This is a genomic window from Aeromonas bivalvium (assembly GCF_000819765.1).
Classification (GTDB): domain Bacteria; phylum Pseudomonadota; class Gammaproteobacteria; order Enterobacterales; family Aeromonadaceae; genus Aeromonas; species Aeromonas bivalvium.
Genome location: NZ_CDBT01000058.1, coordinates 585 through 2,634, shown reverse-complemented (window position 1 = coordinate 2,634; position 2,050 = coordinate 585). Strand labels below are relative to the sequence as shown.

The following is a 2,050-nucleotide window of genomic DNA, read 5'->3' as shown; positions in this document are numbered from 1 at the left end:
GAACGTGTTATTGAACTGAAACGCAGTTGGCAGAAAAAAGAAGTGTTCTCGCAAGAAAATTTGCGTTTCAAGCTCGCCCTTAATATTTCAGCGAAAAGCTTTGATGATGAGTCTGCAATTTATGGTTTTTTAACTTTGATAGAGCTCGCAGGGTTAGAGCCAAATGATTTTGAGCTTGAGCTTACCGAAACAGGGCTTATGCGTGATCCCGATAAAGCAATATCAACTTTAAATATGATACGAAGTAAAGGTTTTTCGATTGCCATTGATGACTTTGGTATGGGGCATTCTTCATTAAGTTATCTAAAAAACATCAATGCGGATGTGCTGAAAATTGATATGCACTTTATCAAGTCAATACGTGAAGATGAGAAAAACCTCGCCATTGTTAAAACCATTATTTCAACAGCAAAGATTTTTGGCTTGAAAACTCTTGCTGAGGGAATTGAAACTCAAGAAATTGCGACGCTACTGGCAGAACTGGGTTGTGATTGGGGGCAAGGTTACTACTTCGATAAACCTCTCTCTGTTGAGCAGTTTGAAAAATTACTTTTGAGCTATAAAAGAGAATACTGATTATGTTCGACTTTCTAAAGAAAACACCCACTTTAACAGAACCACTAAAAGTTTCTGATGAAAAACTCCTCTTTAATGCCATGTTAAACGCTACCGCGATGGTGATTTTTAATCATTCAGGCGAAATACTTGAAGTGAGTCAGAAGTTTGCTGACTTTATGGGGTACAGTAAACAGGAACTTCTGGGCCAGCATCACCGCATTTTGTTTGAGACTGCCTATACATCGAGGCCCGAGTATACAACCTTCTGGCGAAATCTCCTTGAGGACAAACCGCTGCGAGATATCTTTAAATATATAAAGAAGAATAGAGAAACTATCTTTGTCGGCGCACGTTATGTGCCAATTAAGGATGCACAAGGTAAGGTGTATCGTGTTGTTAAATTGGCTTTTGATGTCACCGCGCAGCATAATGAATCTTCATCGCAGAATGCCGTTTTTACTGCACTTAACCGCTCTCAGGCTGTAATTGAATTCACCCCGGATGGCATAATCACCAATGCTAACCAGAATTTTCTTAATGCAATGGATTGCAAACTGGAACAGATAAAGGGTAAACACCACAAAATCTTCTGTGATGAAAACTTTTATCGTGATAACCCAAATTTCTGGCGCAACTTGGCTAACGGTAACTATCAGGCAGGTCGATTTCTAAGAAGAAGTCTGTCTGGCAGGAGCGTCTGGCTTGAAGCAACTTACAACCCCATTCTTGATGGGCAAGGTAAAGTCTATAAAGTGATAAAATTTGCGTCAGATATTTCTGAGCGCGTCAATAACGCCATTAATACAGTGAACCTCGCGGCGCAAACATCCGAAAAGACATCGGCGTTAACAACAACGGCAATGCGAGAGCTGGATAACAGCGTGAATACCAGTGTTCAAATCGCATCACAGGTTGAAAATACTGCACAAGTTGGTCAAGAGCTAAATCTGAAGTCAAAAAATATTCAGGAAATAGTTACTACTATACGTTCCATTGCCGATCAGACAAACTTATTGGCACTTAATGCGGCGATTGAAGCTGCAAGAGCCGGAGATTCCGGCAGAGGGTTCGCAGTTGTTGCAGACGAAGTAAGAAAGCTTGCCGCCAGATCGGCCTCCGCAACCTCCGACATTGCGGAGGTCGTAAAAGAGAACGCGGGACTCATTGATAAAATTGACACCGGTTTAAAAGAAATCAATGTGATAGCGAAAAAAGGTCATGAATCTATCGAGCATGTCGAAAAAGCTATCGAGAGTGTAAATGCGAGTATCAGCGAGCTTGTTGCAACAGTTGAAGCCTTGAAACCCTAGCTAGCCTTACTAAAATAACTCGGACACCTGGGTGTCACGCCCTCGCGGGGACGGCCTCGGGTCAGCAACGATAATCCGTACTCGGAGTCATTGTTCAGGACGCTGAAGTACTGTCCGCAGTGGCCATCAGACGGCTTTGCCAGTCTGGAAGCGGCCAGGGAGTGGGTGCGCGACTTTATGGC

2 protein-coding genes and 1 pseudogene are annotated in these 2,050 nt (G+C 42.8%); all 3 read left to right on the top strand.

Annotated elements, in window-relative coordinates:
- Positions 1-576, top strand: a 576-nt coding sequence (locus BN1119_RS17040) for an EAL domain-containing protein (RefSeq protein ID WP_042000905.1), incomplete at its 5' end; no start/stop codon positions are given.
- 2 nt (positions 577-578) lie between these two features.
- Positions 579-1,868, top strand: a complete 1,290-nt coding sequence (locus BN1119_RS21080; RefSeq protein WP_042000903.1) for a methyl-accepting chemotaxis protein — start codon at positions 579-581, stop codon at positions 1,866-1,868.
- Positions 1,869-1,895: 27 nt separating this feature from the next.
- A pseudogene (locus BN1119_RS20565) lies at positions 1,896-2,050 on the top strand (IS3 family transposase); the annotation flags it as partial.